This window comes from Pseudarthrobacter sp. DSP2-3-2b1, from assembly GCF_049895945.1.
Lineage (GTDB): Bacteria > Actinomycetota > Actinomycetes > Actinomycetales > Micrococcaceae > Arthrobacter.
Genome location: NZ_JAFCTI010000009.1, coordinates 163,632 through 186,489 on the forward strand (window position 1 = coordinate 163,632; position 22,858 = coordinate 186,489).

General features: G+C 65.0%; 22 protein-coding genes. 13 read left to right on the forward strand and 9 right to left on the reverse strand.

What is annotated here, in order from left to right; all coding sequences use genetic code 11:
• Positions 1-431 precede the first annotated feature (431 nt).
• From rpsF to rplI, 4 genes are all read left to right on the forward strand, one after another.
• Complete coding sequence (gene rpsF, locus ACP7AX_RS12875) at positions 432-737, forward strand: 30S ribosomal protein S6 (protein ID WP_011693941.1); 306 nt, start codon at positions 432-434, stop codon at positions 735-737.
• A 73-nt stretch (positions 738-810) separates the two neighbouring features.
• Positions 811-1,392, forward strand: a complete 582-nt coding sequence (locus tag ACP7AX_RS12880; RefSeq protein WP_131683487.1) for a single-stranded DNA-binding protein — start codon at positions 811-813, stop codon at positions 1,390-1,392.
• Between the two features lie 131 nt (positions 1,393-1,523).
• Positions 1,524-1,763 (forward strand): 30S ribosomal protein S18, encoded by a 240-nt coding sequence (gene rpsR, locus ACP7AX_RS12885; protein ID WP_003800144.1) that lies wholly within the window; start codon positions 1,524-1,526, stop codon positions 1,761-1,763.
• Between the two features lie 15 nt (positions 1,764-1,778).
• Complete coding sequence (gene rplI / locus ACP7AX_RS12890) at positions 1,779-2,231, forward strand: 50S ribosomal protein L9 (RefSeq protein ID WP_131131999.1); 453 nt, start codon at positions 1,779-1,781, stop codon at positions 2,229-2,231.
• A 116-nt stretch (positions 2,232-2,347) separates the two neighbouring features.
• On the opposite strand, the gene ACP7AX_RS12895 is transcribed toward rplI, so the two are convergent.
• Entirely contained in the window at positions 2,348-2,770 is a 423-nt protein-coding gene (locus tag ACP7AX_RS12895) for a DUF1801 domain-containing protein (protein ID WP_426226781.1), read from the reverse strand.
• 66 nt (positions 2,771-2,836) lie between these two features.
• Here ACP7AX_RS12895 and ACP7AX_RS12900 point away from each other — a divergent pair, with 66 nt between their 5' ends.
• The 3 genes from ACP7AX_RS12900 (at position 2,837) to ACP7AX_RS12910 (ending at position 4,866) form a co-directional block, all read left to right on the forward strand.
• Positions 2,837-3,697 (forward strand): PhzF family phenazine biosynthesis protein, encoded by an 861-nt coding sequence (locus ACP7AX_RS12900; protein WP_426226783.1) that lies wholly within the window; start codon positions 2,837-2,839, stop codon positions 3,695-3,697.
• A gap of 99 nt (positions 3,698-3,796) precedes the next feature.
• Positions 3,797-4,423 (forward strand): FMN reductase, encoded by a 627-nt coding sequence (locus tag ACP7AX_RS12905; RefSeq protein WP_426226785.1) that lies wholly within the window; start codon positions 3,797-3,799, stop codon positions 4,421-4,423.
• Positions 4,424-4,506: 83 nt separating this feature from the next.
• The gene (locus tag ACP7AX_RS12910; RefSeq protein WP_426226787.1) at positions 4,507-4,866 is read left to right on the forward strand and encodes a zf-TFIIB domain-containing protein; all 360 of its coding nucleotides are present in this window, start codon (positions 4,507-4,509) and stop codon (positions 4,864-4,866) included.
• 33 nt (positions 4,867-4,899) lie between these two features.
• Here ACP7AX_RS12910 and ACP7AX_RS12915 read toward each other — a convergent pair whose 3' ends face one another.
• Both ACP7AX_RS12915 and ACP7AX_RS12920 read right to left on the reverse strand, forming a co-directional pair.
• Entirely contained in the window at positions 4,900-5,469 is a 570-nt protein-coding gene (locus tag ACP7AX_RS12915) for a hypothetical protein (RefSeq protein WP_426226789.1), read from the reverse strand.
• A 13-nt stretch (positions 5,470-5,482) separates the two neighbouring features.
• Positions 5,483-5,794 (reverse strand): hypothetical protein, encoded by a 312-nt coding sequence (locus tag ACP7AX_RS12920; RefSeq protein ID WP_131683482.1) that lies wholly within the window; start codon positions 5,792-5,794, stop codon positions 5,483-5,485.
• A gap of 686 nt (positions 5,795-6,480) precedes the next feature.
• Between ACP7AX_RS12920 and dnaB the strand changes: the two genes are divergently transcribed.
• Entirely contained in the window at positions 6,481-7,863 is a 1,383-nt protein-coding gene (gene dnaB / locus ACP7AX_RS12925; protein ID WP_131683481.1) for a replicative DNA helicase, read from the forward strand.
• 25 nt (positions 7,864-7,888) lie between these two features.
• On the opposite strand, the gene ACP7AX_RS12930 is transcribed toward dnaB, so the two are convergent.
• Positions 7,889-8,857, reverse strand: coding sequence for an acyl-CoA thioesterase (locus ACP7AX_RS12930; RefSeq protein WP_426226792.1), 969 nt, complete (start codon positions 8,855-8,857; stop codon positions 7,889-7,891).
• Between the two features lie 131 nt (positions 8,858-8,988).
• Positions 8,989-13,389 (reverse strand): SGNH/GDSL hydrolase family protein, encoded by a 4,401-nt coding sequence (locus ACP7AX_RS12935; protein WP_426226794.1) that lies wholly within the window; start codon positions 13,387-13,389, stop codon positions 8,989-8,991.
• Positions 13,390-13,754: 365 nt separating this feature from the next.
• Between ACP7AX_RS12935 and aztD the strand changes: the two genes are divergently transcribed.
• Positions 13,755-15,077 carry a zinc metallochaperone AztD gene (gene aztD, locus ACP7AX_RS12940; RefSeq protein ID WP_426226796.1) on the forward strand — a complete coding sequence of 441 codons (1,323 nt, stop codon included), beginning with the start codon at positions 13,755-13,757 and terminating at the stop codon, positions 15,075-15,077.
• A gap of 93 nt (positions 15,078-15,170) precedes the next feature.
• Here the strand turns inward: aztD and ACP7AX_RS12945 are convergent, their stop codons facing one another.
• On the reverse strand, positions 15,171-15,605 hold the full coding sequence (locus ACP7AX_RS12945) for a DoxX family protein (RefSeq protein ID WP_426226798.1): 435 nt from the start codon (positions 15,603-15,605) through the stop codon (positions 15,171-15,173).
• Between the two features lie 124 nt (positions 15,606-15,729).
• On the opposite strand from ACP7AX_RS12945, the gene ACP7AX_RS12950 reads away from it, so the two are divergent.
• The 3 genes from ACP7AX_RS12950 (at position 15,730) to ACP7AX_RS12960 (ending at position 18,187) form a co-directional block, all read left to right on the forward strand.
• Positions 15,730-17,082 carry an MATE family efflux transporter gene (locus tag ACP7AX_RS12950; protein ID WP_426226800.1) on the forward strand — a complete coding sequence of 451 codons (1,353 nt, stop codon included), beginning with the start codon at positions 15,730-15,732 and terminating at the stop codon, positions 17,080-17,082.
• A 25-nt stretch (positions 17,083-17,107) separates the two neighbouring features.
• Positions 17,108-17,698, forward strand: coding sequence for a hypothetical protein (locus ACP7AX_RS12955; protein WP_426226802.1), 591 nt, complete (start codon positions 17,108-17,110; stop codon positions 17,696-17,698).
• Between the two features lie 120 nt (positions 17,699-17,818).
• A complete protein-coding gene (locus ACP7AX_RS12960) occupies positions 17,819-18,187 on the forward strand; it encodes a hypothetical protein (RefSeq protein ID WP_131683477.1) in 369 nt (122 codons plus the stop codon).
• Here ACP7AX_RS12960 and ACP7AX_RS12965 read toward each other — a convergent pair.
• The 3 genes from ACP7AX_RS12965 to ACP7AX_RS12975 form a co-directional block, all read right to left on the reverse strand.
• Positions 18,129-19,877 (reverse strand): GMC oxidoreductase, encoded by a 1,749-nt coding sequence (locus ACP7AX_RS12965; protein WP_131683612.1) that lies wholly within the window; start codon positions 19,875-19,877, stop codon positions 18,129-18,131. The two genes, ACP7AX_RS12960 and ACP7AX_RS12965, sit on opposite strands and share 59 nt — an antisense overlap.
• Complete coding sequence (locus tag ACP7AX_RS12970) at positions 19,874-20,794, reverse strand: glycosyltransferase (RefSeq protein WP_426226805.1); 921 nt, start codon at positions 20,792-20,794, stop codon at positions 19,874-19,876. Before ACP7AX_RS12970 ends, ACP7AX_RS12965 begins: the two co-directional genes overlap by 4 nt.
• Before the next feature lie 190 nt (positions 20,795-20,984).
• Positions 20,985-21,530 carry a CGNR zinc finger domain-containing protein gene (locus ACP7AX_RS12975; RefSeq protein ID WP_426226807.1) on the reverse strand — a complete coding sequence of 182 codons (546 nt, stop codon included), beginning with the start codon at positions 21,528-21,530 and terminating at the stop codon, positions 20,985-20,987.
• Positions 21,531-21,601: 71 nt separating this feature from the next.
• Here ACP7AX_RS12975 and ACP7AX_RS12980 point away from each other — a divergent pair, with 71 nt between their 5' ends.
• Entirely contained in the window at positions 21,602-22,606 is a 1,005-nt protein-coding gene (locus ACP7AX_RS12980) for an EamA family transporter (protein ID WP_426226809.1), read from the forward strand.
• The last annotated feature ends 252 nt before the right edge of the window (positions 22,607-22,858 follow it).

Sequence of the window (22,858 nt, forward strand, 5' to 3'; positions counted from 1 at the left end):
GTCCTTTGACTGTGCGGGCTAACCTCCTGGTCGCTCCGTAGCGTCCAGCACGGTACCCAGCCGTTGGATGCCAATATAGACGGGGCTCAACGGGGCGCACCACAGTACTTTTGGGCCGAGCTATCTGAGTACAGCACTTGGGTAGCCGGGCCCGGTACTTGACGCGGCCACTTGGATCCGCCGCAGGCGCCCGTGCCACGCCAGAATCCAGGGTTTTCCACATACGTTGAAAGCGGCTTCGGGCGGCAGGTGTCCCGGCTGTAGCCTTGAGTCAAGCGCGAATCGCCTATCCGGTCCAAATGCACTAAGATATTGAAGTCTGTGCTGCGCCCTGCCTCCGTTCTGTTGGTGGGGCTTTGCATGGCATCGCAAATGAACCTCCTGTTACGGAAATGCCGTAACCGCTTAGCCCAAAGGAGGTGGGTTCACATATGCGTCCTTACGAATTGATGGTAATCATCGACCCCGAGGTCGAAGAGCGTACCGTTGAGCCGTCGCTTCAGAAGTTCCTGAACGTCATCACCAACGATGGTGGAACCATCGAAAAGGTTGACATCTGGGGCCGTCGTCGGCTGGCCTACGAAATCAAGAAGAAGTCTGAAGGTATCTACGCCGTGGTGAACTTCACCGCCAAGCCGGACACCGCCAAGGAACTTGACCGCCAGTTGTCTCTTAACGAGACCATCATGCGCACCAAGATCACCCGCCCCGAAGAGCAGAAAGTTGTTGCTGAGTAATTTCAGCTCCAATCTTCATTCTTTACCCCGCAGGATCGAATTCTTCATCCAGGATCGAACAAGGAGGCAGTAGATGGCAGGCGAAACCACCATTACGGTCATCGGTAATCTCACCAATGACCCGGAATTGCGGTTCACACCGTCAGGTTCGGCAGTAGCGAACTTCACCATCGCTTCCACCCCACGCACCTTTGACCGCCAGTCCAACGAGTGGAAGGACGGGGAAACCCTGTTCCTCCGCGCTGCCGTCTGGCGTGAAGCAGCCGAGAACGTCGCCGAGTCCCTCACCAAGGGCATGCGTGTGATTGTTTCCGGCCGGCTGAAGAGCCGTTCCTACGAAACCAAAGAAGGCGAGAAGCGCACCGTAATCGAGCTCGAAGTCGATGAAATCGGCCCGAGCCTGCGCTACGCCAATGCCAAGGTCAACCGCACCCAGCGCTCCGGCGGTCAGGGTGGACAGGGTGGCTTCGGCGGAGGCAACGGCGGCGGTGGCTTCGGAGGCGGCAACTCTGGTGGAAACCAGGGCGGCAACTCCGGTGGAGGCTTCGGCGGCGGCGGCAACCAGCAGGCTGCACAGGAGGACCCCTGGGCAACGCCCGGCGTCTCCAATGCAGGCGGCTGGGGCAACGGCCCCGATTCCGAACCTCCCTTCTAGACAACACAAATAAAGGCCCGACGCCGGGACCCACCGAACGTGCCGCAAGGCACCGGACGTGACTTCCGCCGTCGGACCACCACCATCCCGTGGATCAACATCCACGGGCTCCATAGAATAGGAGCTCCACGATGGCTAAGGCTGAACTCCGTAAGCCCAAACCAAAGTCCAACCCCTTGAAGGCCGCTGACATCACTGTCATCGACTACAAGGACGTAGCATTGCTGCGCAAGTTCATCTCCGACCGCGGAAAGATCCGCGCCCGTCGCGTCACTGGCGTTACGGTGCAGGAACAGCGCAAGATCGCCCAGGCAATCAAGAACGCCCGCGAAGTTGCACTGCTGCCTTACTCCGGCGCTGGCCGCGGTTAAGGAAGGGAAACTAACATGGCAAAGCTCATTCTGACCCACGAAGTAACCGGTCTCGGTGCCGCTGGCGATGTTGTCGAGGTCAAGGACGGTTACGCACGTAACTTCCTCCTGCCCCGCAACTTTGCCCTGACCTGGTCCAAGGGTGGCGAGAAGCAGGTTGAGTCCATCAAGGCTGCCCGCGCCGCCCGTGCGCATGCTTCCCTGGAAGATGCTCAGAAGCAGGCCGCTGCACTCTCCGCCAAGCCGGTCAAGCTCGTCGTCAAGGCTGGCGAGACCGGACGCCTGTTCGGCACCGTCAAGCAGGCCGACGTAGCCGATGCCGTTGAGGCCGCTGGCCTTGGCAAAATCGACAAGCGCAAGGTTGAACTGCCGGCACACATCAAGTCGGTTGGTTCATACCAGGCCAATGTCCGTCTCCACGACGACGTTGCCGCTGTGATCGAACTCGACGTAGTCGCAGGCAAGTAGCACTTTCGGCCCGTTCGGCCAGAGAGCTACGCAGTTCTGAGAAAGACCCCCGTTGCCATCACCGGCAGCGGGGGTCTTTCTGCATCCCGTGAACGCCGGGGTCTGAGCGTGAACTGTTAGGGGCTGTGGAGGACTGCGGTCACGTGCCGGTAGCCCGCCCGGATCAGCTCGGCGAGGACAGCCTCATCCACATCCTCGAGCTTGTTGATGTACAGGCACCCGGCGCCGGTTTTGTACTTGCCGAGCCTCGGCAGCAGCTCCTCAGCCTCCGGGCCGTAGGTGAGCCCGTACAGCGAAAGGCTCGCCTTCCGTGGGGAAAATCCCACCGCGGCGGCGTCGCCCTCCCGGCCGGTTTCGTACCTGTAGTGGTACCGTCCGAAGCCCACGATTGTGGGTCCCCACATCTGCGGTTGTTCGCCGGTGATCCCGGTCATCAGATCGAGCAGGCGGAGCCCGTCGCGGTGCCGCACGGGGTGTTCCACCGCGGACAGGAATTCGTCCACCGATGCACCGGTCGCCTGGGTCTTGTTTTCAGCCATGCTGGCAGTCTGGCAGAGCCCGCGCGACTTGTCAGCCGCGGCCGCTCCCGCTGGTAGCCTGCAGCGGTGAGCCTCAATCCTGCCCCAGCCCGCCGCCGTCGCCCGTTTACCCAGGTGGACGTCTTTTCCGCCGAACACTACCGCGGCAATCCGCTGGCAGTGGTGGTCGATGCGGAAGGTCTCACTACGGCCAGGATGCAGCAGTTCGCAAACTGGACCAACCTGTCGGAGACTACCTTCCTGCTGCCGCCCACTCATCCGGACGCCGACTACCGGGTCCGCATCTTCACTGCCCACGAGGAGTTTCCTTTCGCCGGACACCCCACTCTGGGATCTGCGCACGCTTGGCTGGAGGCCGGCGGAATTCCCAAGCGTGACGGCGTCCTTATCCAGGAGTGCGCTGCGGGCCTGGTGCGCGTCAAGTGCGACGACGGCCGGCTGGCGTTCGCTGCACCGCCCCTGACGCGCTCGGGGCCAGTAGGGGAGGAGCAGCTCCAGCGGATCGCTGCCGGGCTGCGCCTGCCCCGCACAGAGCTCCTGGATGCCACGTGGCTGGTGAACGGACCCGAATGGATCGGTGTGCTGTTGGAATCGGCCGCGCAGGTTTTGAGCATCAGGCCGGATTACTTTGCCATGGACGGCCTGAAAGTGGGTGTGATCGGGCCGTACCCGGACGCGGGCGGCCCCGGATTTGAGGTGCGGACCTTCATTCCGGGGGATGCGGCTGCTGAGGATCCGGTCACCGGCAGCTTCAATGCCGGTGCCGCCCAGTGGCTGATCGGCACCGGGCGGGCGCCGGCGTCGTACATGGTCGCCCAGGGCACTGTGCTGGGACGGGCAGGGCGCGTCCATGTGGAGTCCGCGGGCTCTGACATCTGGGTGGGAGGCACCTCCACCACCTGCATCAGCGGGACGGTGCTGTTGTAGCGGTACGGCCCGCGCGGAATAAACAAAGAGTGCCACAGGTTACCTCGATACATGCAAACACATGTAACCTTGAATCAACCGAACCTTCAGGAGCCCATAGTGGAAACCCGCCGCATCACCGTCCTCTCCGCCGGCCTTGGTGTCCCGTCCTCAAGCAGGCTTCTTGCCGATCAGCTTGCCGCGGCCGCAGAACAACGTCTCGCCGGTGCGGGCTATGACGTGAGCGTGGACGTTGTTGAGCTCAGGGAATTCGCCGTGGACATCGCGAACAACTTTGTCACCGGCTACGCAGGCCCGCGCCTGGCTGATGTCATCGCTGGCGTTGAGGCCTCCCACGGCATCATCGCCGTCAGCCCCGTCTTCAGTGCGTCCTACAGCGGCCTCTTCAAGTCGTTCATCGACGTCCTTGATCCAAAATCACTGGAGGGCAAGGCCGTGCTGCTCGGGGTCACCGGCGGAACGGACCGCCACCAGATGGTCCTCGAATACGCCATGCGCCCCCTGTTCAGCTACCTCCGGACCCGGATGACCGCCACCGGCGTGTTTGCAGGCCCCCAGGACTGGGGGAACACCGACGACGGCGGATCGCCCCTGTCGGCCCGGATCGAGCGCGCAGCAGCCGAGTTCGCCGGTCTCCTCACGGGCGGGCAGCCCAGCTCCCGGCCCGCCGCGGCGCAGTCCCTGCCGTTCGAACAACTGCTGGCAGGGATCTCCGGCGGCCGCTGATCCGGTCCGGGAGCTGCCGGCCGAACTATCCCAGCCGAACCAACCCAGCCGAACTAACCTGGGCCGCCGATCGTTGACCGGTCATGAAATGTCCCGTGGATTCGATTGACCTGATCATGAGCGAACGCAGCGGTGTGGAGATCGACTACTGCCCCAAGTGCCGCGGCGTCTGGCTCGACCGGGGTGAGCTGGATAAGATCATCGACCGCGCCAACGAGGCCATGGGTGGAAGCGCTCCACAGGTCCGCCCCGCAGCGGCGCCGGCAGCGGCACCGGTCCCTCCTCCGCTGTATCCAAACTTTGAGCCCCAACGTGGCCAACCCCGCTATGACCAGCCCCGCTATGACGACCGGAAGCACGGAAAACAGGGTTATGGCAGTGACTATGACCGGCGGCGGCCAAAGAAGAAGGAAGGATGGCTGGGGGACCTCTTCGACTTCTAGGGCCAATTCGGCCTTTAGGACCCGGAGGTCCGGCTAGTCATCGAGCAGGGCAATGAACTCGCGGGCCTGCTTCAGAGTGATGTCCGAGTGGCGGGTGAGGGCATTCGCCGCCGCCTCGGTGTCGCCGCTTCGGGCCAGGGTGCGGATGCGTCCGTAGATTTCGTCGTTGAGCATGTTGCTGCTGACCTCGCGCGTGACGTCGCCCTTGCTGGCAATTGCGCGGTACCTGTACGGGAACCGCTGGGGTGCGTCGTCGTCGATGTCCACCTCGGCCGGTTCGGCAGCAGGGCTGAGGTACGGCTGCGGGTGGGCAGCCAACGCGGCCACTGCGTCGCGGGCAGACCGCAGGCCGTCACCGGTGGACTCGTAATAGAGCTTGATGGCGGCCATCGCCTGACCCTGGGCGATCAGGGCATAAAGCCTGCGGTGCTGGTCCTCGGTGAGTTTCGCGGCCGCGCTGCGCGCGAGCTCAACCGGATCCGGCGGCGGGACAGAGCCCGCCTCCTTGGCGGACGACTGCCGCCTGCTGAACGCGCGGGCTGCCAGCGCTACTCCGGCGCCGACAACAGCGAGGATAATAACGGGGATCACAAGCGATTCCATTTCTAAGGCCGATCTACATACTCTTTGGCGGGGGCCAGGTCTTGTTGGATGGCTGGGCGCGCTGTGCGGCCCGGGCGTTGCCTTCCTGCTGCAACTGTTGTTGCTCGTTCTGGCTGGGACGGGTTTTGGCCTCGAGCCGGGCACGCGCAGCCGTGGCCACCCGCACCTGTTCCGCGTAGTGCTCTGCTGAGCGTCTGGCGAGATCCTGCTGGTACTTCTCCGCGTCGGAGGTCCCCGAATCGCGGGGCCGGAGGGCTGTTGTCAGTGCCCAAATAACTGCCCCCAGGATGATGGCCGGCAGCAGGACTATCAGTATGTCGCCCATGATTAGAGCTTATGCCAGAAGGGGCGTTATCCACAGCACATTCTTGGCTTTGCATACTTCCCTTGGCCCCTTCCGTCAAAACTGCTTTGCCTCCGTGGCGCACATCACCGGAGGGATATGAGTTGAGGTTCGGGTGGCCCTTAAAACCTCGCCGGCTCCCAGTGGCCAGAGTGCAAGCTGTGGATGAAGGTTCCAAAAAATAATATTCCGTCCACACCCGTAATTTACGTTTTCGCAGGTCAGAAGCTCGGAGTGGACCAAAGTATTTTTGTTTCCACAGGTTCGCCCACAGGCTGTGCACAAGCTATGCCACTTAGTGCACAGGTTATCCACAGGCCGGTTGAAGGGTGGGCTTGGATGGTGGGGCAGGGGCGGATACCGTAGCGGGAGACCTGTTCCGTGGGGCGCAATCAGCGCCGCCACGGACAGGTGTGTGCCGCGGTGGCAGGCTATTTTTCCTGCGCTGGCGGCAACCTCTGTGGATAACCTTGTGGATTGTGGGGATAACTCTCTTTGCCCGCACCACCGACTGCCCGGGCCCCTGCGGCCTTCGTTGTCGGTGGCAGCTGGTAGACCTGAAACCAGCCGCGCTACGGAGGCCGGTTGCAACAGACCACAAGCCGGCACCCGGCAGGAATTGGCTACAGCGCCGCGGCGTCACGCGGTATTAACGGAGGACGGCAGCTTTGTCAGTAACGCACCTGGATTCGATCGAGGGCACCCGCGGATCCGAAACCAGCCGAAAGCCGCCCCAGGACATCCCTGCCGAACAGTCAGTACTCGGTGGCATGATGCTGTCCAAGGACGCCATTGCCGATGTTGTGGAAATCCTTCGAGGCCAGGACTTCTACCGGCCTGCCCATGAAACCATCTACGAGGCCATCATCGATCTCTACGGCCGTGGCGAGCCCGCGGACGCCGTCACCGTCTCGGACGAACTGACCAAGCGTGCCGAGATCAACAGGATCGGCGGCCCGGCGTATCTGCACGAACTGATCCAGACCGTACCCACCGCGGCCAACGCCGGTTACTACGCCGAGATCGTGGCAGAGCGCGCCATCTTGCGGCGCCTCGTCAACGCAGGAACAAAGATCGTCCAGCTGGGCTACGGCTCCGATGGCGAAGTGGAGGATCTGGTCAACCAGGCGCAGGCCGAGGTCTACGCCGTAGCTGAGCGCCGCACAGCCGAGGACTATGTGGTCCTCAAGGACGTCATGGAAGCCACGGTGGACGAGATCGAAGCGTCCGGACACCGCGGCGAAGGCATGACAGGTGTGCCCACCGGTTTCTACGAGCTGGACGAACTCACCCACGGCCTGCACCCGGGTCAAATGATCGTCATCGCCGCCCGGCCCGCAGTCGGCAAGTCAACGTTTGCACTGGACTTCGCCCGGTCGGCAGCGATTAAGAACAACCTGGCTACGGTGATGTTCTCCCTGGAAATGGGCCGCAACGAGATCGCCATGCGCCTCCTCTCAGCCGAAGCCACCATCGGCCTGCAGGACCTCCGCAAGGGCACCATCAAGGACGAGCAATGGTCCAAGATTGCCACCACCATGGGCCGGATGAACGATGCCCCGCTGTTCATCGATGACAGCCCCAACATGTCGCTGATGGAGATCCGCGCCAAGTGCCGCCGCCTCAAGCAGCAGCATGACCTCAAGCTCGTCATCCTCGACTACCTGCAGCTGATGAGCTCGGGCAAGAAAGTGGAGTCCCGCCAGCAGGAGGTTTCCGAGTTCTCCCGCGCGCTGAAACTCCTTGCCAAGGAGCTCCAGGTTCCGGTCATCGCCCTGTCACAGCTGAACCGTGGCTCCGAGCAACGCCAGGACAAGCGGCCCATGGTCTCGGACCTCCGTGAATCCGGCTCCATCGAGCAGGATGCTGACATGGTCATCCTGCTGCACCGTGAAGACGTCTATGACAAGGAGTCACCGCGCGCCGGCGAGGCTGACATCCTGATTGCCAAACACCGTAACGGACCCACCAAGGACATCGTTGTGGCGTTCCAGGGCCACTATTCCCGTTTCGCGAATATGGCGGCCGACGCCGGAGGCGGCGGCTTCTAGGGCTGCCCACCGCGGCGGAACGGGTTTAGCCCTGGGCCAGCAGGTGGTTGGGGAGCCGGTTCCCCGGGGCTGTGCCCCTGATTTCGAGCAGTTCGCGCGCGTGGGCGTGCAGCCGCTTGTCTTCCTCGGAGACCGGCACCCAGCGGGGGATGGGCACTGAGGTGCCTTCGGCGTCGCGCGCCACCATCACGGTGAGGCAGTACGTGGTGAGGTTCAGCTCCTTGGTCTTTGGATCCCCGGAGCGCACGTGGACAGCCACATGCATTCCCTTGGTCCCGGTGTAGACCAGCCGCGCCTCCACCTCCACCACGTGGCCGATCAGCAGCGGGCGGTAGAACCGGACGCCGCCGGAGAACACCGCCACGGTGTCCAGGCCGCTGTAGCGGGAGGCGCAGACGTACGCCGCCTCATCGATCCACTTCATCACGATTCCGCCGTGGACCTTCCCGCCCCAGTTCACGTCCGTGGGGGCTGCCATGAACCGCAGCGTCACACGCTCGGCTGTCCCGGCGTCGGTATATTCCTGCGCGTTCATGGCTTCGACGATCCGTTCCCGGACCCTGATGCGGGCCACAGCGTGATCACGCTGCTCAATCTCTTCCGCGGTCACGGGCTCAAACTGCCTCACGGGGATGGGTTTTCCGTCTTCGCCAACCGCGACGAAGATGACCATGCACTGGCTGCGCATCGTGGCCGGTCCGCCCTTGGGATCGCTGGAGGAGACCACGGTGCGGATATGCATGGAGGAGCGGCCGGTGTACACGATGGTGGCCTCCACCTCCACCATGTCGCCGCTGTTCACCGGGTCCGCGAAGTGGATGTTGCCGACGTAAGCCGTGACGCAGTAGGACTTCGCCCAGCCGACGGCGGCAGCATAGGCCGCCTTGTCCACCCACTCCAACACCGTGCCCGCGTCCACGGAGCCGCTGTGGCCCACGTCCATGGGAGCGGCCAGGAAGCGGAGGGTCACGGAATTAGCGGCGGACTCAGTCATGCTGCGATCTTACTGAGGCGCCGGGGTTACCCGGGCGTCGGGAAGGACACAAAGACGCAACAGGAACTGCCCCGCCCGCTCCGGATTTCTCCGAGCGGACGGGGCAGTTCCTGTGTGAAGTGGCTGCCGGGTCAGCGTGCGCCGGTATAGGTGATGTCCGGCTGTGCGGGCAGCTCCATACCCTCGCCGATGAAGAAGCCGGGGTGCGGCGGCTGGTTGTACGCGATGTTCTCGCGGGCCACCGAGAGGCGGTACACGGGATCGTGCATCAGGGTCCGGAGCCGGACGTCAGTTCCTGCGGTGGTGGTGTAGATCCGCAGTTCGGTGCTGTCCGACGACGGCCACGCGATTTCCTCACGCCAGTCGCCCATGAGATCGGCCTGGAGGGCCGGGGTCCCCTTGGTGCTGTTGTTAGACTTCGCGCCGGTGGCCGTCACGAGCCTGTCACTGGTCTGGGTTTCCCAGTTCCACTTGGCGATGCTTGGGGTTCCCTTGCTGGTGGTGGCATCCCAGTCGTGGTCCACGATCTCGCGGAGCAGATCCCCGTCCCACCAGGCCAGGAAGTTGGCTGCCGGGATGTTGTTGGCGATCAGCTCACCCTTGGCCGAGCGGAGTTCCCCCACCGGGGAGTTCCACGCGGCGTCGCCGCCGATCGCCCAGCCTTCGGCCCCGGCGTGCCGGGGATCGATGTCGCCGGCAGCTGCCCGTCCGGTGTCCTTGGCGGCCGGAATGCTCCAGAGCACCTCGCCGGTCCGGGAGTCACGGAACGTGGCACCCTTGTTGCCGCTGGAACCCATGTCCTCGTGGGCTGCGAACGTTTCCAGTCCCGGCCGGGACGGGTCAAGGTCACTGGTGTGGATCGCGTCGCCGTGGCCCAGGCCGGTGTTGTAGAGCGGCTTGCCGTTGTCATCAATGGTCAGGGAGCCAAAGACGAACTCGTCCTTGCCGTCAGCGTCCACATCGGCCACCGAGAGGTTGTGGTTTCCCTGGCCACGGTACTGGGCGCCTGCGGTATCTGAATCGAAGATCCAGCGCTTGACGATCTTGCCGGCCACGAGGTCGTAGGTCGCCAGGACCGTGCGGGTGTAGTAGCCGCGGCTGAACATCATGGAGGGGTGTTCACCGTCGAGGTAGGCCACGGCACCGAGGAAGCGGTCCACGCGGTTGCCGTAGGCATCGCCCCAGGCTGCCACGTCGCCGCGGGGCGGATCGTAGGCCACGGTGTCCATGATGGTGCCCGTGGCGCCGTGGAAGACCGAGAGGTACTCCGGTCCCGTCAAGACGTAGCCGCTGCTGTTGCGGTAATCCGCAGTGGCGTTTCCGACGACGGTGCCTGCCGCGTCACGGGTGCCGTCCGCCGTCTTCATGGCGATTTCGGCCTTGCCGTCGCTGTCGAAGTCGTAGGCGAGCAGCTGCGTGTAGTGCGCGCCGGCGCGGATGTTCGGGCCCATGTTGATGCGCCAGAGCCTGGTGCCGTCCATCTTGTAGGCGTCCACGTAGACGGTGCCGGTGTAGCCCCCCTGTGAGTTGTCCTTGGAGTTGGAGGGTGACCACAGCTGGATGACTTCGTATGTGCCGTCGCCGTCAACGTCGGCAACGCTGGAGTCGCCGGCCGAATAACTGTAAAGCTGCCCGTCCTTGGTGTAATCGTCCGCAGGCTTGTCCAGCTTGACCGCCAGGTAGTCCTGCGCCTGCGGCGTGAACTCCGCGGTGAGCTGGTCCCCGCCGTTGCCAACAGCCTTGATGACGTATTTGGAGCTTGCAGTTCCGTCGGCATCCAGGAAGGTGGTGGCGTTCCGGATCGGGTCAACGGTGAGCTGGACGCCGTCGCGGATGACATGGAAGCCGATCTGCTCCGGATCCAGGCCCAGCATGCGCCAGCCCACCCGGACGCCGTCGCCCGTCAGGAGCGCCACGGGAGCCCGGTCCAGTTTTTCCATCTGCCGGTTCACAACTGTGACCCTGTCGGTCCCGATCACCGCTGACGGCACGGATTCGCCGCCCTTGTTCACGGTGGTCACGCGGTAGTAGTACCTGATGGTGGTCAGGACCGTGGTGTCCGTGTAGTTCACCTCGCTGGCCCGGCCCACGTACTCAAAGGGGCCGTCAGGGGACGTGGACCGGTAGACCTGGTAGGCCGCAGCACCGGTGACCTTCTGCCATTTGAGGCTGATGCTGGTCTTTTCGATGGCCTTGATGTCCACCTTGGTGGTTGCAACGGGAACGGGTGTGTTCGGATCAACCAGTGCCACGTCCACGGTGTTGGATGCGACCGATTCCAGGCCGGTGTTGTCAACTGCAGTGACGAAGTACTGGTACTTCAGGCCAGCAAAGGCGGAGCTGTCGCGGAAGGATGCGGCAGTCACGTTCTCCGCGATCAGCTGCGGTTCGGCTTCATGGGAGGCCTTGCGGAACACCTTGTAGCTGGCGGCGTCGCCCGCGGCGTCCCATGCGAGGTCAACCACCGGCGGTTCCGCGCCGGCGTCGATGGCCGTGGTGCGCAGGTTGGTGGGTCCCACCAGGAGCGGGGTGACCTCGAGGCCGTTGAGGCGCTGCCCGGAACCACTGATATTCAGGTTGAGCTGGCCATCGGAGACCAGGACCTGGTTGATGATCTTGGTGGCGGAGGACGCCCGGCTGGAAGCGACCTGGCCGTAGGCGGTGCCTTCGGCGGCAACGTCGGTCCGGGTGGAGCCGATCCAGTCGCTGTGATACGTCTTCAGGGCGTAAGTGCCGTTGGGGACGTCCAGCTGGAATTCGAAGCTGGTGCCGCTGAGGACGAAGTCGCGCAGCAGGTTGGTGGTTACGGCGCCGCGGTCGCGGTCGCTGAGGACGCTGATGTCCTTGAACCCGAAGCCGCGTTCCTTGGAGTAGGCCATGGTGCGGTTGACCTCGGTGTAGCCGGCCTCCAACGGCGCTCCCACGGGGCCGAAGTCGAACTTGTACTTGGCCTCCTTGGTGGTCAGGTTCAGGGTATCGCTTGGCTCGGAGAGTCCCTTGCCGTTCAGGGCAGCGACGCGGACGTTGTAGGCCGTGCCCTCGGTCAGCCCCGTGAGGTTGGCGGTGGGGACGGTGGCTGTGGTGGCCAGCTTCCAGGAAGACTCCGGTTCGGACGCCAGTTTGCGGTAGACCTTGTAGATGTCCGCGCCGTCAACCGGCTGCCACTTCAGGAGGGCCCCGGCATTGGAGATACTCCCGGCAACCAGTCCCTGCGGTTTTGCGGGAACGGCCGACGGCGGCGTGACCTCCTTGACGTGGGCGGCCAGCGGATCGCTGAGCTGCTTCACACTGCCTGCGATCAGGCGTGCGATCTGGATGGCGCCGTATTCCTGGAAGTGGGTGTTGTCCACGGTTCCGGTGGGCCGGTTCGCATAAACCCCTGCGTCGACGTGCAGGAACACGGACTTGGTGTCCTCCGGGCCGATGGCGTCGTAGTAGGCGCGGCTCAGGGCGGAAAGATCCACCAGTGCCACGTTCTCCTCCGTGGCCAGTTCCTGCATCTTGGCAACATACTCGGGGAAGCTGACGCGGAATTTGCCGGTGGCTTCGTCGTAGTCGCGCCGTCCCACCGGGGTCACCAGGACGGGGGTGGCGCCGCGTTGCCGGGCACCTTCGACGTACGTCCTGAGGTATTCCTTGTAATCGGCAGGGGAGGCGTAGCGGTCATCCACGCCGAAGGTGGCATCGTTGTGGCCGAACTGCACCATCAGGTAATCGCCGGGGTTGATGACCCGCAGGATCTCATCCAGCCTTCCCTGGCTGATGAAGTTCTTGGAGCTGCGGCCGCCGATGGCGTGGTTCCTGAAGGCCACCTCGTCATCGAAGAAGCGGTCGATCATCTGGCCCCAGCCCGCCTGCGGAACGTAGCCGGCATCGTAGGTCTGGACGGTGGAGTCGCCGGCCAGGTAGACGCCGGGGTCAGTGGTGGCAGCGCGCGGAGCACGGGCCGCAATGACCAGCGAGTTGATCTTGGCAGCCGTCCCGGTGAAGTCCAGGTTCAGCTGCCCGTCCACCAGGGAAATGGGGAACTCCATCTCCAGATACTGGCCCGCGGGCTTGTCCGTGAGCTGGACCTTGGCCATCTTCTCGGCCGTGATGGCGATATTGGTGGCTTCGGTGGCGTCACCGGCGATGAGCTTAACGGTGTAGTCGCCATTGGGCAGATCCACTAGGAAGCTGCTGCCCTGCGCCTGGACGAAGTCGGAGCGGAGCGCGTCACCGGTGCCGCGGTCCACGCCGGAGGTGACGGCTGTGTCTGTAAAGCCAAACTTCCCTTCAGCGGAATAGGGGGTGGCGGCATCCACTCGGGTGTAGCCCGTCTCGGCGTTGCCGGGGCCGAAGTCGAAACGGAAGCCGCTGCCAACGGGCGGCAGGGCCGTCTCCGCGTGGACAGCCGGCAGGCCCGTAAAGGCAAGGGCAGCGGAGGCGACGGCGGCCGTAACGGCTTTGGTGCCGAGGGATAAGCGGGCCCGGCCAGGGCTAGGCGGTGGTTCCGCCATGTTGACCGGACTGTCTTGCGGGGGATGGATCACGAACATCTCCTTTGATGAGCGGTGCGGAAGCCCGGCCTTCGCGGCGGGCTTGTATCGTTTCAATGCGGACGGAAGACTTGTGGTGCCGGTTTTCTGGGGCGCCGGCCTGGAAGGCCCGCGGGTCGGTATGGGCAGGGAACGCCTCGGTTTGTTGCAACAAGAATGGTGATGCGGACCACCCTTGTTATCGTTCACAGGTTTACCAGTGCAACGTTGTAGAGGTCAAGGGTTTCCTGATTGTTTTCTGGGAGGTGCTGATGCCCGTTGTGACTTTTTGAGCGCCAGAGCACGTCATCGCAGGTAAGGCTGAGCGCAGGCAGTAGCCGGTGTCTGTTGGATTAATAATAATGAGTATCATTAGCGTCATGATGAAACCTTCCCTGCAACCCGTTCCCACCATTCGCCGTACCCTCGCGTTTCCGGCCCTGCTCGCCGCCTCGGTGTTTCTGCTCTCAGCTTGCGGCGCTGCTCCCAGCGGGAGTGTCGTGCAGCCGTCGGGGCCCGCCACTGACTCAGCGGGCAGCAGTGCAGCCGGCGAAGGGGGTGGTGCAAGGGAGGCCCGTTCACCCATCCCGCGGCTGGTGCTGACGCATTCCGAAGGGGTGTCCGTACTGGATGCCAAAACCCTGGAAGCTGTTGCTGAGGTGCCGCTTGAGGGCTTCAACAGGTTAAACCAGGCGGGCGACGGCCGGCATGTCCTGATCTCGTCCGGGGATGCCTTCCGCGTGTTCGATTCCGGCGTGTGGACCGAACAGCACGGGGACCATGGCCACTCCTATGTGGGCCAGCCGCTGCTGACGGGCCGCGCCTTTAATGCCAGTGAGGCGGGCCATGTGGTCACCCATGCAAAGAGGACCGCGCTGTTCAGTGACGGGACGGGAAGGGTGGAAATCTTTGACCCCGCCACACTCTCGGATGCGCTCAAGACCGGGTTGCCCGCAACCACCGCCTACACCGCGCCGGAGGCCCACCATGGCGTCGCCGTCACCGTGGAGGGCGGACAGCTGCTCGTCACGCTGGGCAATGAGAAGGGGCGCAGCGGTTTGGCATTGCTAGCCGCCCCGGCCGGGGAAAGCCAGGAGCGTGCGGAACTGCTCCGCAATGAGGAATGCCCCGGAGTGCACGGTGAGGCGGTGGCGGCCAGTGAAACCGTGGTGGTGGGCTGTGAAGACGGCATGCTGGTCTTCCGGGACGGGGCCTTCACCAAGGTCGCGAGCCCCGACGCGTATGGCCGGATGGGTAACCTGGCCGGAAGCCATGCCTCCCCGGTGATCCTCGGCGACTACAAGGTGGACCGGGACGCCGAGCTGGAGCGGCCCACCCGGGTTTCGCTGGTCGATACTGCCACCGGCACGCTGCAGCTCGTGGACCTGGGGACCAGCTATTCCTTCCGCTCACTGGGCCGCGGTCCGGCCGGTGAGGCGCTGGTACTGGGCACGGACGGCGCGCTTCACGTTGTTGATCCGGAAACGGGCGGCATTGCCGCTGCCATTCCAGTGGTCTCTCCCTGGACGGAGCCCGCGGCCTGGCAGGATCCCCGCCCCACGCTGTTCGTTCAGGGATCAACGGCTTACGTGACAGAGCCGGCGGCGTCCAGGATCCACGCAGTTGACCTGATGTCCGGCAGGGTGGTGAAAAGCGGCGAACTGCGGCATGTTCCCAACGAACTCACGGGGGTCACCGGCTGATCCTTGGCGGCGGGATGTTAAAGCGCGACGACGGACACGCACCTGGGTGCCTGTCCGCCGTCGGGCGTTTATGTCAGTTGGGGAGTCCGCTCCCTAGGCGAGGACGGCCAGCCGGGAGTTCCCGCGGCCGAACAGTGCGCGGTCCACGGAGACGCGGCCGGCGCCCGTCAGTGCGAGGGCCAGGGCTGCGGCGGCCAGCAGCAGGACCAGCTCATAGCCGCCCTTGTCTGCGAAGACGCCGGCGGGGGCGTGGACCAGGAAGAGGGCGCCCAGCATGTTCAAGGCCAAGAGCGCTGCGACGATCCGGGTCAGCACGCCCAGAATCAGGGCGATGCCGCCTGCCAGTTCCAGGCCGGCAACCAGGGGAGCGGAGATCTGGGCTGCGGGGACGCCCATCTGGGCGAAGGCTGCCTGCGTGCCGGCGACGGTCCATTCGTTGAACTTCTGCCAGCCATGGGCGGCGAAGAGGAAGCCGAGGATAACGCGCAGGACGGTGATGGCGGTGGTGGTAAGTCGTGACTGGTTCATATAAAGAGTTTCACAAACCATTAGTTGAAGTGTCAAGTAATTTGGCGTGATTGTGTTCCATGTCATGACTCGGGACGTCATGCAAGCCGGACATCCGCCGCACAGGCCGCATTAGGCTGTCCCTGTGTCCCGACAACCCGTTCCCGCCGCCTTGAAGAAGCCGGCCGGCCAGTCCCGGGAGATCCTCAGGCTCGCCGTCCCCGCGTTCGGAGCGCTGATCGCCGAGCCGCTCTTCCTCCTGGCCGACTCCGCCATTGTGGGCCACCTGGGGGTTGCCCAGCTGGCGGGGGTGGGGCTTGCGTCCGCGGTGCTGCACACCGCCATCGGGCTGATGGTTTTCCTGGCCTACTCCACCACTCCGGCGGTGGCCCGGGCGGTGGGCCATGGCCAGCTGGGAAAGGCGCTCGCTGCAGGGCGCGACGGCGTCTGGCTGGCATTGCTGCTGGGCATCGTCCTTGCGATTGCAGGCTTTTGGGCCGCTGAACCGCTGGTAACCCTGATGGGGGCAGAAGGCGATGTACGGTCCTATGCCACTGACTATCTCCGGTGGTCCATGCCCGGCCTGGTGGCAATGCTGCTCATCTTCGCCGGCACCGGTGTGCTCCGCGGACTGCAGGACACCCGGACGCCCCTGGTGGTCGCTACTGCCGGCTTCGCCTTGAATATTGTCCTGAACCTTTGGCTGGTCTATGGCCTGGACTGGTCCGTGGCGGGCTCGGCCGCGGGCACCAGCCTGGCGCAGTGGGCCATGGCTGCGGTCTATCTGATGATGGTCCAGCGCAACGCCGCCCGGCATGGCATCAGCCTTTGGCCGGACTGGCGCGGGATCCGGGCCATGACCCGGGTGGGCTCGTGGCTGATGCTCCGCACGCTGAGCCTGCGCATCGCCATCCTGGCCACAGTGATTGTGGTGACGGGACAGGGCGCCGTCAATCTCGCCGCACACCAGCTGGCCATGACCATATTCTCCTTCCTCGCCTTTGCCCTGGACGCCCTCGCCATCGCCGCGCAGGCGCTGATCGGAAAGGAGCTGGGCGCCTCCCGTCCTCAACAGGCCCGGCTCCTGACGCGGACCATGATCAGGTGGGGTGCAGGATTCGGAGTGGTCACCGGAGTCCTGCTGGCTGCGGCTGCTCCGTGGGTTGGCGCCCTGTTCACCACTGACACCGGAGTCCAGTCCGCGCTGACGTATGCCCTGTGGATCCTGGCCGCCGGCCAGCCCATCGCCGGCTACGTCTTTGTGCTCGACGGGGTGTTGATCGGTGCCGGAGATGCCAAGTACCTGGCCGTGGCGGGGGTGCTCAACCTGGCGGTCTATGCTCCCCTGCTCGCAGCTGTGGCCGTCGCTGGCGTCTCCTCGGCCGCAGGTCTCGCGTGTCTCTGGGCCGCTTTTGCCCTCGGCTACATGAGCGCCCGGGCAGTGACCCTGGGGGTGCGGGCCCGGTCCGACCGCTGGATGGTGCTGGGTTCGCGCTAAGGCGTAGGGCCACTAAACTGGACCGGTGAACCCACCACTGACACCCGCCAACACCGCTGCAGGCACCGCCCAGCAGGCTGACTTGTGGAAGCCGGTAGTGTTGCGTGCTCTTGCCGCCCTGGCCTTCGGAGCTGTGACCATCTTCTGGCCTGCACCGTCCGTGGAAGTCATGGGCTTTGCCGGCGGCTTCTACCTCCTGGCCACGGGTGTGTTGCTCCTCTGGGGACTCCCGAAGACGGGCTTTGCACGCGACGGGGTACCCGGAAAAGTCCTCTCCGCATGCGGGGCTGCATTGACCGGTGCCGGTGCCGCCGCCGTCCTGCTTCACGGGGATGGTGTGTTCGGTACCGTCGCGGCCTTGGGACTCGGAATCGCGGGAGCCACGGAACTGTACCTCGGGCTCATGCACCGCGGGAAGCACGTGCTGGCCCGGGACTGGGTGGCATCAGGAATCATCGGCCTGGGCACCGCGGCTGCCCTGCCCTTTTTCGTCCCTCTGGGCGCCCATGCCCTGCTCGGGGTGGCCGGTGGCGGGGCCATCATTTCGGGTGTTCTGTGGATACTGTCCGGGCTGAGCCTGAGGCACGATTCCCGGCCTGTGCTCCCGAAGCCGTAAACTAGAAGCGAACGGGTTCTACCCTTCGTAGAAATTCCGCATAGCCCACCGGTTACCCGCGGGCCACCGCATACATCAGACCAGCAGCCCTCCGGCGTGGCTGGAGGAGAGGAACTTACCTTGGCAGACCAAAAACCAGGAAAACCGCGTAACCTGCGGACCTCGGTGAAGGGGCCGCTGATGTTCTCCGCGTTCTGGGCCGCCCTCGCTTTTGTGGCCGTTCTGGTCTTCGCCTCCGGTGGCAGTGCCCGGACTCCGCGTTTCGATCTCGCTTTCACCGGCGCCGGAATCGCCTTTATCGTCACCCTGGTGATCGCCGCAATGCTCTCCATGAGCTACAAGGAAAACGCCGAACACCTGGGCAAGGGATCCGGCGTCAACCTGAGTTCAGCCAAGAATCCTTCCCATGGCTTCGGCGGTTCCGGGGCGCCTAACCCGCCGGCTTCACCGGATACTCACGATGATCAGGACCCGCGCCAGGGCCTCTGACCTCGCCTGGCGTGCCGGCACCTTTTTCGAACGCCTCGAGTTCCGCCGACGCAGGGATCTCGGCCATGTGGTGAGCCAGCCTCAGGGCCAGGCAGACGGCGGTGAAAGTCGGGTTCGCCTCTGCGGAGGTACGCAGAACGCTGGTCGACGCGATGAACAGATTGTCGATCCCGTGGACGCGGCAGTCGCCGTCGACCACGCCATCGGACGGGACCGCGCTCATGCGCGTGGTGCCGATGTGGTGGAAGCCGTCGGTGGCCTGCTCCCAGACGGCGGCGGCCCGGGCCTCTGGCGGGTCGAGGTACTCGATCCGGCCTCGACCGGCTGCGCGGAGACGCTCGTCAAGCAGCTCGTGGAAGCGGAGAACCGAGTCGACGTCGCGGTCGGTGTAGCGGAAGTCGATCTCAAGGCTCGGTGTGCCGTCGGGGTTGCGTCCACCGTCGAGGCGCACCCGGCTGTCGGGGTTGGCAACCTGCTCCGAGTGGTACCGGAGGGCGTAGGTCCCGCCTGGGTTGTGCAGCAGGAAGCCGGGCTTCCGGACTTTGGACACGTAGCGCCGGGCCAGGATGTCGGCAGAGTCCATGATCGCGCGGAGCGGCCGCCGCAGGACGTTGAGGATGTGCGGCCAGTAGCGGAGCGACGGCGGGCCAATGTGGCGCAGGCGGATGCCTTCCGCCAGGATGCGGCGTCCGACGGGAGGGACAGCCAGTGCCAGGAACACCGCCGACAGAGTGGCGTTGCGGTGCCGATGATCGTAGAACGGCGGATTGTCGAGGTAGAAGCACGCGTTGAGCAACTCGTGCTCGCGCAGTGACTCCGCCGGGAATGAGAAGCGTCGGCGCACGTAGCTGTTGTGCTCGTCGAGTTGGAAGCTCATGTCGGCGGCGTCGGCAGGGTCGGTGAGCACCACGTTCGCTATGCTTCCTGTGGCGTGGCCCATGTAGTATCGGCCCAGCGGGCCGTCGACACCGCCGAACGCCCCGGGCAGCGTCCGCTGGGCGTCCAGCAGGAGGCGAACCGTCTCCATCCCTCCGGCGGCCAGCACGTACCGATGGGCACGCACGACGGCCACACGGTCATTGGACTGGACGCGCATCCCCTCTACCGTCGTGCCATCGGCGTCGAAGGCCACGCCGAGGACGGGAGCGTCGCACAGGAGGTCAATGAGAGGGTGCGCGGCGACCATCGCGCCGAGGCGCGGGCCAAGCTTGGGCTGGCGTGACCAGCGCTCCAGCTGTGACATCTTCAAGTCGCCCAGCCCCTCCCAGCCGGGCTTGTCGGAGGCGAACCCGCCTGCCCCGCAGTCCAGGTACTCCTGGGCCCCCGCCCGCCAGGGCTCAAGGGCGGAGAATCCGATCGGCCAGTTGGAATCGGGCACGAAGGCGCGCTGCTCGAAATCGACGGCCTCGTAGGTCACGCAGCGGCCGCCCCACATCCAGGAGGCGCCGCCTATCCCGACGCGGGTTGTGTGCAGGTCGGGCGCGTGCCTGGCGGGATCGACGATGGTGTCGTTGCGGCGGCGGCCCGGCGGCTTGTCACGGCGTCCGTCGTTCTCACCACCCGCGTCGAGCAGCAGCACACGGAGGCCGGAGCCGGCCGCCTCCAAGGCGAAAGAGAGCCCGACCGGGCCGGCTCCGACCACGCACACCGCGTAGTCCTGGTCCTCAGCGGGAAGGGTCGCGATCTTCATCGGGACCGCCGCCGTCGAGTAAGCGGCCCGCGAGCCGTTCCCGAAGCTGTGGGCGGCACAGACGCACGCGTCGAAGAGTCGGTCTCCCACTGTTGCGTGCCGACGCCGGCCGCGGCCCTCGACCGAATCCGCGCGGCCGCAGCCATCGCCGCGTAGCAGAACGCGTCGAGTCCAGACGGGAGGCCGCGGATCGTGCCAAGTAACGCCCGCGCACGGCCCTGCGACTTGGCGTTGGTGGTGGCAAGTTCCACATGACCCCGGCGGTGCCTGCTCAGGATCTGAAGGAGAGCGGCCGTCGTACGCGGGGCATGTACACGGGCGGGCACCGTCTCGACGATGGTCTTCTCTTCCTCGGCAAAGAGGCCGTCGAACCAGGAGTCGTCGGCGGTTACATTGGGGAAGGCCGCGAAGCGTGCGTGCCCCGCCTCCGAGACCGCGTACATGCCGGCACCCCAGAGGCGGGTGGTCTGCTCGGGGATGCGGGCCCGTGCGCGATAGTAGGAGCGCACCGGGAACGTCGCCCCACTGGCGTGGACGATGGACGAGGGGCGGGAAGCCAGCGGGGCACCCGGGCGCGAGAGTTCGCGGAAGACGGCCTCAACGGCCGACGCCTCGACCTCTATGTCGGCGTCGAGGTACAGCCGAGGCCAGCGGTCCGTTGCAGCGTCGCCCAGGTTCATGGCAGCTGGCTTTGAACCGACTGGCGTCTCGAGCACCGTCACGCCCGCGTATCGGCCGGCAACCTGGGCCGTCCCGTCGGTGCACCCGTTGCACACCACGATGACGTCGACCCCGGGCGACGAGAGGAGGGGGAGGAGGCCGTCGAGCGTGCGTGCGATTACGCCTTCTTCATTGTGGGCCGGGATGATGACGGCGCCGGCGGGTCCATCGCTCGCTGGGGGGAACGGATCGGTCACGGTGCGGCCTGTCTCTCCGGGCGGGCGGTCGATGGGCAAATGGAAGGTGAATCTCGTGGTCAGCGCAGTAGCCTGCCCACCCCAGTGTCGTTCCCGTCCCGTCAGGTAGTCCCGAGTACCGGGTACTCGAAAAGCCGCAGAGCCCTCACGTGCACTGATGCCCGGTACTCAACAGAGCCCGACCGGAATACTATGGAAGCGCCGTTTGGCGCGCCCGGTAGGCGGCCACATGCGCGCGGTTGGCGCAGTTCCCGGTATCGCAATACCGCTTGGACCGGTTGCGGCTGAGATCGAGCACCACGGCGTTGCAGTCAGCTGCCGCGCAAACCAGCATCCGGTCCATCTCCTTGCCGCGGATGACATCCGCCAGGGCCATGGCAGCCTCCGTCCCCATCCGCTCGGCCAGGGGTGCTTCCCTGGTGGTGGCGTGCAGATGCCAGTCCCACCCGTCATGCTTGATCAGCTGGGGAAGGGCGTTGGCCTCCCGCAACAGGCTGTTGACCGCAGCCACTGCGTTGTCCTCGTCAGCGGTCCACAGTTCCGTCAAGCGGGCCCGGAGTTCCCGGACACTGGCTACCTCTGCTTCGTCTCCCGTGCGGGACCCGCTGAATCCTTCAGTCTCGAGGAACGCGTCCAGATCGGCCACGGTGACCAACATTTCCCTTCCATTGGCGGCGGTGTTGATCAGATTTACCACGGTGCGCAGGGCGATCTCAGTGTCAGGGGCAAAGACCATCTTGACTCCTTACTTGGATCGAGCGTAATGTCAGGACCATAACCCAACTTTACTCCTGACAGGAGATCCCGGTGCCTGCCGCCCGCAATCCCGTAGCCGTTCGCTCGATCCTTGGCTCCGGCCTGGGCATCGCGCTGTTCTCTTCGGCAGTCTTCGGACTCTCCGGGTCCTTCGCCAAAGCCCTCCTGGAAACAGGCTGGTCACCGGGCGCTGCCGTCACCGCCCGCCTGACCGGGGCTGCGCTGATCCTCGCTGTTCCTGCTGTCCTGGCATTGCGCGGCCGCTGGCATCAGCTGCGGGACAACTGGGTCACCATTGGCCTGTTTGGGCTGATCGGCGTGGCAGCGTGCCAGTTGTTCTACTTCAACGCCGTGGCCCGGCTCTCCGTCGGTGTGGCCCTGTTGCTCGAATATCTGGCCCCCGTCCTCATCGTGTTGTGGCTCTGGGGTGCGAGCAGGAAAAGGCCGCGGGCATCCACGTTCGCCGGAACACTCCTGTCCCTGGCCGGCCTGGTTCTGGTGCTGGACTTCACCGGAGCGGTCAAAATCGACCTTATCGGCGTCCTCTGGGGCATGGCCGCGGCGGTCTGCCTGGCCATCTATTTTTTCATCACGGCCAAGGAGAACGAGTCGTTGCCGCCCATCGTGCTCGCATCCGTGGGGCTGATGGTGGGTGCGGCCGTGATGTGGCTGACCGCGGCCACGGGCCTGCTTCCCATGGCGTTCAGCACCGCGGATACGAAGCTTGGGCCCTGGGTCACGCCCTGGTGGGTTTCCCTGGCCGGCCTGATAGTCCTCGCCACGGTCCTGGCCTACGTGTCCGGCATCATGGCAGCCCGCGCCCTCGGGTCCAAGGTGGCCTCCTTCGTGTCCCTGACAGAGGTGCTGTTCGCCGTCATCTGGGCATGGCTGCTGCTGGGTGAGCTCCCCGGTGCCATCCAACTGCTGGGCGGTGTGCTCATTGTGGGCGGCGTTATCCTGGTCCGGCTCGATGAGCTGCGTGGGGACGGCGGAACGGGCGCTGCAGGGAAGGCTGCCGCGCTGGACCATGCGAACGACGTCGAACCCGTCCCGTAGTGCCGGCACTTCCGGTAAGCGGGCCTTCACCGCCGGGGCTGCCTTCGCTCGACGAGGGTAGAGGCCCGCTAAACGCCGGAGGGCCCGGACACTGTGTTGTGTCCGGGCCCTCGCGGTGAATGCTTGGTGCTGCTGGCTAGCGTGAAGCCTGGTCCTGCTCGTTGGCGTTCCTGGTGGCCTTCGTGCCGGCGTCCTTCAGGGCCTGGATGACCTGGTTCAGGGCGCTGGTGTGGGTGCCCTGCCATTCGCTGC